The 7,394-nt window shown below is 44.8% G+C and carries 6 protein-coding genes; all 6 read right to left on the bottom strand.

The genetic code is table 11. The annotated features are described in order from the left end of the window. Window positions 1–316 precede the first annotated feature (316 nt). The 6 genes from Q4579_RS22520 to Q4579_RS22545 all read right to left on the bottom strand — a co-directional run bounded on the left by Q4579_RS22520 (window position 317) and on the right by Q4579_RS22545 (window position 7,224). A complete protein-coding gene (locus tag Q4579_RS22520; RefSeq protein ID WP_303567146.1) occupies window positions 317–601 on the bottom strand; it encodes a hypothetical protein in 285 nt (94 codons plus the stop codon). Between the two features lie 81 nt (window positions 602–682). After that, the gene (locus tag Q4579_RS22525; RefSeq protein ID WP_303567148.1) at window positions 683–853 is read right to left on the bottom strand and encodes a hypothetical protein; all 171 of its coding nucleotides are present in this window, start codon (window positions 851–853) and stop codon (window positions 683–685) included. Window positions 854–912: 59 nt separating this feature from the next. Further along, a complete protein-coding gene (locus Q4579_RS22530) occupies window positions 913–1,374 on the bottom strand; it encodes a hypothetical protein (protein ID WP_303567149.1) in 462 nt (153 codons plus the stop codon). Beyond that, window positions 1,368–2,153: a hypothetical protein gene (locus tag Q4579_RS22535; protein WP_303567150.1), complete on the bottom strand. Its 786-nt coding sequence runs from the start codon at window positions 2,151–2,153 to the stop codon at window positions 1,368–1,370. Before Q4579_RS22535 ends, Q4579_RS22530 begins: the two co-directional genes overlap by 7 nt. A gap of 131 nt (window positions 2,154–2,284) precedes the next feature. Then, window positions 2,285–2,686, bottom strand: a complete 402-nt coding sequence (locus Q4579_RS22540) for a hypothetical protein (RefSeq protein WP_303567151.1) — start codon at window positions 2,684–2,686, stop codon at window positions 2,285–2,287. Further along, window positions 2,680–7,224, bottom strand: coding sequence for an RHS repeat domain-containing protein (locus Q4579_RS22545; RefSeq protein WP_303567152.1), 4,545 nt, complete (start codon window positions 7,222–7,224; stop codon window positions 2,680–2,682). The genes Q4579_RS22540 and Q4579_RS22545 overlap by 7 nt, the downstream gene beginning before the upstream one ends. Between the last annotated feature and the right edge of the window lie 170 nt (window positions 7,225–7,394).

Here is a 7,394-nt window from a genome sequence, read left to right on the forward strand (position 1 = left end):
GATGGTATCCGCTCAAATCAGGACGATCAACAAGCCACTGCGCTGGAGTCCGTACACCAGATTTGACTATAGCTCTAGATAAGACCAATAATGGTATTTGGTAATGACCAAACCTTCCCGATATAATCCACAGAAACATTCAATGGTCTATTCCTTTTTTATTACTCTCTTGAGAACTATCCGAGTGTATTTCATCATTAAACAACCTCGAAAACGCACCTGACACAGCACCGTTCTCAAACTTCCCACCGGTTAACGTAGATACAGTCCCGTCGAGGACTGTTGCTACCACACAAATCATCTGTAAACTTATAGATCAAGTAAGTTCATGAATAAATACCATAAGTACCACAAGAAATATTGTAAAATACATATACCTGATATTATTTACACACGACTTATATAATGAAACTTTATTTTCATTATCCAATATAAATATAGAATCTCCTGGCGTAAAAGCCTCTACCTGAACAATATAGTAAACCTCTAAGGCTCCTTTCTTCAGTCCAAGTTGATACTGAAACATATTAGCCAATATAACGCCTCTAAAAGCGAGTACCACAATAAAAATAAAACCCAAGATAATCAAGAAAGTTACCATGCTTTTACTCCTGAACCTCCCCAAACGCCGAAACCGCCAGGAAATCTCAATTTCAACTCAATATTCGTATTCAAATGACCATTAGGCTTCAAACGAGTAGCCAGTCATCAGGTGAACGATAGTATCTTTTATTTTCAGAATGTTCATCAGATCGACCTCATCGACCTGCTCATGACCGGTATAACCCCAATTGGTGATTAAAGCCTGCTGAACAAAAGAGGCGTCTGTTTCCCAGACGGAATCACGCCTCACCCCCAATTATCATTTTATCGGTCCGCTAAACTCTCTTTTGGAATTGTATCTACCCCCATTTAAAACCACGATTTATATGAGTAAATTTTTTCATTCCCGCTAGACACCAAAAAATATGGCATTAATTTTTTCACCACCAAAATATCATCATAGCCATTTATAATCACTGAACCACTATAAATGACACATCGTCCCCAAAAAAAAGTTTCCTTTTCTAATACCCTGCCACCCATAACGATTTTAATCAACTCATCTAAATAATTAGCGTCTGGAAGTGCTTGACCTTCATACTCTTCATAAAATATTTTTCTTCCAATATTAACCGTTAATAAATATGGTGGATTTTTATCAATTGTGACGCTTAGCCTGCACTTATCTCTATCTACTGGAAAATAATCAAAATTTATGTAAGCTGCAGCGTCTTCGGTTGAACATTTAACCAAACGTCTATCTAGAGTAGAGTTTAATGTATCGATAACATGAATAAGTTGATTAAACCGAACATCTAATATTTTCACCATCTAGTTACATCCTTCGCTGGAACTGTCCACCATGGGTTTTTACTACCGTGACTTCCTACTCGATATTCAAAATGGTAAGCACTTTTACCTTTCCCTCCGTAACGACTCGAACCTAAACGGCGATATCCTTTGTTCAAAATACCAGAATTTCCGTTACGTAAACACCTGTTTCCAAATAAAGGTCCTCTTGGTCCAACCAGATATTTACCTCCTTGAAAAACAGCTTTCACACCTCCAGCGCCAATCAAGTAGCATTCTGGGCAGACTGACTCAGCCGCACCGGTAGATAACGGATTTACCAATAAACCTGATCGATGATCAAATAAATATGACGTTAATCCATCCGCGCTTACCAATGCTTCACTATCATTGCCGTAAACCTGTAAATTTACCGAAACTAGCACGCCATCTTCAGTGTAATAATCACCGGAAACTGGTGAATATCCTCCAAGATCTAAATCAACTTCCTCTTGCTCGCGATGAATCGTATCATTCAACATCCTCGAAAATGCGCCACTAACTGCACCATTCTCAAATTTTCCGCCTGAGAGAGAAGAGACAGTTCCACCAACAACCGCACTGATCATGGCATTATACAGTTTCTGCCCTAACCGCTGACTGCCTGTTGCCCCAAGTGCTTCAAATCCACCAGCCAGCGTGAATGCTTGAGTCGAAAATGCAGAAATGAATCCATCACCAAACTGACCACCTTGCATAACTGAACTGAATCCACCAGCTACGCCGTGAGCAATTGCCTTTAAAGCCATTTCAGAACCCATCGGGTTCCAGGCATGCATCGCTCCAAAAGCAGCACCAGCAATACCTCCAAGTAATGCAGACTTAAAGGATCGGCCGGTAATCGCTCCACCAATCGCGATATTTCAAATGTTTGTCCTCACAACTCGGCGGATCATTGTCCGCCTTGGTTCAAAGAACATTCCCTATGCGTAGAAAAATGGATACCAGAACCATCTAGAACCCAGACCGGATACCCCTTTTCTTTAGTCGAACTTTCCAAGAGCTTATCTATCGCTTCCTTATCCAGGTTAATCTCAACTTTGTTTTCAACCTCAACAACTATCCGGTCGATACCAACATCTTTTGATCTTACGCCAAATCTTCCAATCTCCGAAGCCCCTACAGAAACTGTTCGACATGATGGCCATGTCTCTGAATATTTTGTCCTATCGCCATATATAATCGAGACTTTTATTTCAGTAGGAAACTCATTTCTGAGCGATGGCCCAGGGAAGCTATCGCAACCAAATAGCAAAGCACAGATCAATAGTAAGGACATCATTTTTTTTACCATGGCCACCAACCTCCGTTCCCCCTTCCATAATTTTGAGCTGCATTCTCAAAGGGATTTCCTGCCGGACCAGATATTCCCCCTCCAATAAAATATGTCGGTAAAAATAGCGGCCCTAGTGCCTGATATTGATACGTATGCGCTTTTTCGTGTAATCCAAATTGAACACTGTAATCCCCATACGAACCATACTTTGACGGCCCAGTACCTCTGCCATAAGAAATGGTATTTCCCAGTGTAATTGCCGTATTGGACAGGGTGAAAGGATTATCTATGAACTGAATAGCATTGTTGTCGACAGTGATACTTGGACTAGCATCGAACAATCCAAAGACGTAACCAACTTCTCCAACAATATGGCCTACCCCTCCATAAATTGCGCCGATAATAGTATTAGGAAGCGCCCATATTTTTCCTATCACATCAGCAACAACGCTCAATGAATTATTGCCTTGGCTTTGCACAGAATTAGTAGCATCGTTTTGCTCACGATGACTCTCATCATTAAACAACCTCGAAAACGCACCTGACACAGCACCGTTCTCAAACTTACCGCCACTTAATCTTGAACCTGTCCCACCTATGACTGCTGCGATTGCAACTCTTCCAAACATAGCCAAACCACTTTCTCCTGGTACTATTGCGCTAATGTCTGGAGCAAACGCCTGTGTCACCGCAGCTGACCAAAATCCATCACCAAATTTTCCTCCTCCCATGACAGAAGAAATACCACCTGCGACACCATGAGCTAGAGTTTTGGCAGCATAACCGATACTTGAGCTCACCTGACCGAATGAGTTTCCTATGCCAATAAACATTAAGGTCGTTACAAAAGCTGTCACAGCTCCCTGAACACCACCTTGGGCATATCCCAAAAACGTTGCCATTGCCAATCCTGCAGCAGGATTAGCTAACGTTGCTAATGCAACCAAGGCAATTTTCACAATCGTCACCGCATATTTATTTAAAAAACGCCCAATTTCTTTAAACAGCTTCTTAAAGAAATGGCCACTCGGGTCGTTGTACTTCATCGGGTTATTCAGCACATAACTATAGCGGTTGAACGACTGGCTATTGTTGGGTGCCTGAATGAAGGTGTCTGCGCTGACAAAGCGGCCCAGTGTTGCATCATACATCCGACCATTCATGTGAATCAGATCGACCTCATCGACCTGCTCATGACCGGTATAACCCCGATTGGTCATTAAAGCCTGCTGGACAAAAGAGGCGTCCGTTTCCCAGACGAAATCCCGCTCTTTGCCCCAGGCATCAAAGTTGCGCCGGTCGACCACATTACCCCATATGTCGGTGATCAGATCGGCACTGCCCAACGCATCGCTATGAAAGTAACGCAACTGCCTGTCGACAGATGCTTCCGTATCATTTTTTGTCGTTTTCTTATCGATATTCAGCGCGACCAGCTTACCGCCCGCATTGATAAACTGCTTGTGTTCAACATCACCGTTGCTGTAATCAACCCGTTCGTAAGCTTTACCCAGATACCAGGTTTTGTCCCCTTTGTGATTTGTTTTCAGATAACGCGCCCTGTCAGGCCCATAACTAAATGCTGCCCAGCTGTCACCGCGGGTAATTTTGGTCGGCTTATTAAAACTGCTCCACTCAAAGACCCGGCCATCGCCTTCCAGCATATTTCCGTTCAGATCATAAGTGTAAGTCCGGTCACCGGCTTGCGTGACCGCATGCACATGCTGTTTATCCTGATACGCATACTGGCCGACATCAGATTTATAACTGATGTTGCCATTGACGTCATAATCCACACGGTAGGTTTTGTTGAACAGCGGATTGTCACGGTTCAGACCCAGCGTATCGACGATCTTATTCGTTTTTAAACGATCGAGAACATCATAGGTATAGGATTCTGAAATTCCGGTAATAACATTTTCCCGCAACTGAACGTTATCCATCGCATCATAACGGTAGTGCAGCAATCGTTTCGCCGTTCTTCCCTGATGCGTAGAAATGTTCTGTAACTGCCCATTCCCTTCATTGTAATCGTACTGGTTAAGCAGCCCGTTACCGTAAGTCTCAGCCGTTATCCTGCCTTCGGCATCCAGGCTGTTCAGTTTCCAGTAATAAATCCGGTTCTTCTTGATTTGCTGTTCGGTCAGATCCGTTAATTGCTCATACTGGATCTGGTTCTGTTCACCGATGTCTTCATAGCGAGAAGCTACCAACAGCGTTTGCTTGGTGAGCGTCACGAGTTGGGCCGCCGCTGCTGCATAAGTGGTCGCCTGCATCCGCGTATGCGCTTCCACATATTCAAGGCGCTGAATTTCAGCGGCCAGCTGATTCAACCGCTGGAAGTACGTGCTCACCAGACTATCGTAAATCTGAGGCATGGACTTGCTGATCCCAAGCCGGGTCAGATCATACTGGCCATCATTGTTGTAATCCCCGAAGAAGGCGGTTTCACCGGTGGCCGTCAGACCTGAGACTTTATTTTGCCAGTCCGACAGACTCACCTTGCTTAATTGATCACCAACCAGTTTAAGATGGTAATTCGGTGGTGTGATCACCGGAATACTGACGTCATTGTGAATCAGAATAAAGTTATCCGGCACTTCCAGATACAGATCGCCTTGCGCATCACGATAGACCGTGAGCGTTTTATGGTTCACCTGACTATAAATATCAGCATCACCACCGCGAATGTTATTCACCTGATCCAAGAGCCACTCGTATTCTTCCCGTCGCTGGCTGTAAGTCACTGCCTGATGCTGAAGCTCTTTTGACTTACTGACGTAATCAGATGCTTTGGCCAGCGCTTCCGCCAGCAGTGGCTTAATCACCTGATTATATTCTGTCGGATTGAAATCCAGCCTGAACTGACTCGGTGCGCCATATACACCCGTCATCACACCACTCACATCATCATACTCATGTTCAAGCGTAAAGTTATTGGGCCGGATATCTTTCACCACACGACCAAATCTGTCATAGGCAAACTCACGCGCGAACGTATGATCCGCGGTGAAAATCTCTTCTTTCTGCAATTGACCAAGGGAGGTATAACTGAGTTTCTTCAGATAACCCGGTGTTTCTGAACGAATCAGTGCCCCCTGCCAGGTTTCCCCCCCATAGCTGTCGTAATACCATTTGCTCTCGGTCAGTTGGCTTTTCGGCTTCTGATTTTCAACGATGAGTTTTTCATCAATACGCTTCACCATCCGGTTCAGCGCATCGTACTGCATCACAACACTTTGCCCTTTCGCATCAGTCTGTTTCAGCAGATTACCAAACGAATCATATTCATATCGCCAGAAGCCTAAATCGGGATCCTGGGTTGTTTGCTTATTCCCCAGGTCATCGTAGGTATTCAGGATGGTTGCACCGCCTGCGCCCGTTGCTTTCACCAGCTTTCCGGTCGGGCTATATTCATTCACCACACTTGCAGACATCGGTTGTTCAATGCGAACAACCCAGCCCATGGCATTGCTGTAGGTTGTTTTCTTCCGCCCGAGCGCATCGGTTTCAGTGACTTTGAGCGGCGCATAAGCATAAGAAGCGTATACATCTCCTTTGCCTGCAGGCCCCGGCTCAGAAACAGACTGGAGGCGCCCCAGTGCATCATAGGTGGTATTCGAATATTGGGGAGTATCCCCCTGATAGTAAGGGCGGCTGACCCTGACAATCTGATTTTTTTCGTTATAGAAGGTATCTTTCAGAATCCAACGCTTGCCCCCAACGGACAATGTCGCCGTACGCCACTCACGTTTGAATTGATCAAAAAACTGCCTGACTTCACCGCTTCCTTCTGATTTGGTGATCACGCAGTAAACAATCTGATTGTTGGGTTTCAGCGCATGGCATTGCGAGTCATTGACTGGCAAATACTGAATGGAAGTATTGAGTTGCGATGCTGTTCCTTTTAGAACTTCTTTCTTCGTTTCCCGGCCAAAATCATCGTAATAGGATGCTGCGACCAGCCCATTACTATCTTTCACGATTGCCGTGTTTTCATATCGGTTGATTGTTTGCGTTGACGATTGCCCTATTGCATTTGTTGTCACAACCGTGACCAAATCACCACTGTAAGTTTTCTCAACCGTCGACCGTCTTTGTGCAATGCCGCCATTGCCTGCATCACCACTGACGAGAGTGGATTCAACAACCCCCTCATCATTCCGTGTATATGTGGTCGTTAAGGCCAGTAAGCTTCCCGCAGCGGAGACTTCTTTGGACAACAATCCCGTTGCAGGATCATATTCGAAAGATGCCGTTCTGGTTTCAGTCTGTCCGCTTGGGTCCCGATGGGTCACCGACGATGTAGTTAAGCGGCCCAAATACCATTTAGATGTGTCATTTTTATAGCTGCTTTGCGTTACTTTACTGAACGTTTCATCCGTTAAACTAACCGGGTTCTTTGCGGTTGTTGATACAGTGACTGTACCGACATTTCCAAATTCATCGATGTCTGCATTTTCAGTGATCACGGTTGAAACCAGTTGGCCACTCAGATCATAACTTTTCTCTGTCGTTTTATTCTGTTCGACCTGATATACCCGAGCCGTCGTCACCTTATTGACAGTTTTCGTTAAGAGTTGGTACGGATGACCATTCGATGCCGTCCCCTCCTTCGAAATTTCATAAATAACGCTAGACTTCCCCTGCAGGGCGTCCGCATGAATGGTTAAGGTTTAGCCATTGACGTAAACCCAGCCACAAGGACTTGCTCCAAAAAGGCGGG

The sequence above is a fragment of the Photobacterium sp. 1_MG-2023 genome, assembly GCF_030547945.1.
In the GTDB taxonomy this organism is placed as follows: Bacteria; Pseudomonadota; Gammaproteobacteria; order Enterobacterales; family Vibrionaceae; genus Photobacterium.

What these genes read in the sequence shown, in the direction of transcription:
- Q4579_RS22520 (WP_303567146.1), bottom strand. Translation starts at nt 601, where the DNA reads ATGGTAACTTTCTTGATTATCTTGGGTTTTATTTTTATTGTGGTACTC.
- Q4579_RS22530 (WP_303567149.1), bottom strand. Translation starts at nt 1,374, where the DNA reads ATGGTGAAAATATTAGATGTTCGGTTTAATCAACTTATTCATGTTATC.
- Q4579_RS22535 (WP_303567150.1), bottom strand. Translation starts at nt 2,153, where the DNA reads ATGGGTTCTGAAATGGCTTTAAAGGCAATTGCTCACGGCGTAGCTGGT.
- Q4579_RS22540 (WP_303567151.1), bottom strand. Translation starts at nt 2,686, where the DNA reads ATGGTAAAAAAAATGATGTCCTTACTATTGATCTGTGCTTTGCTATTT.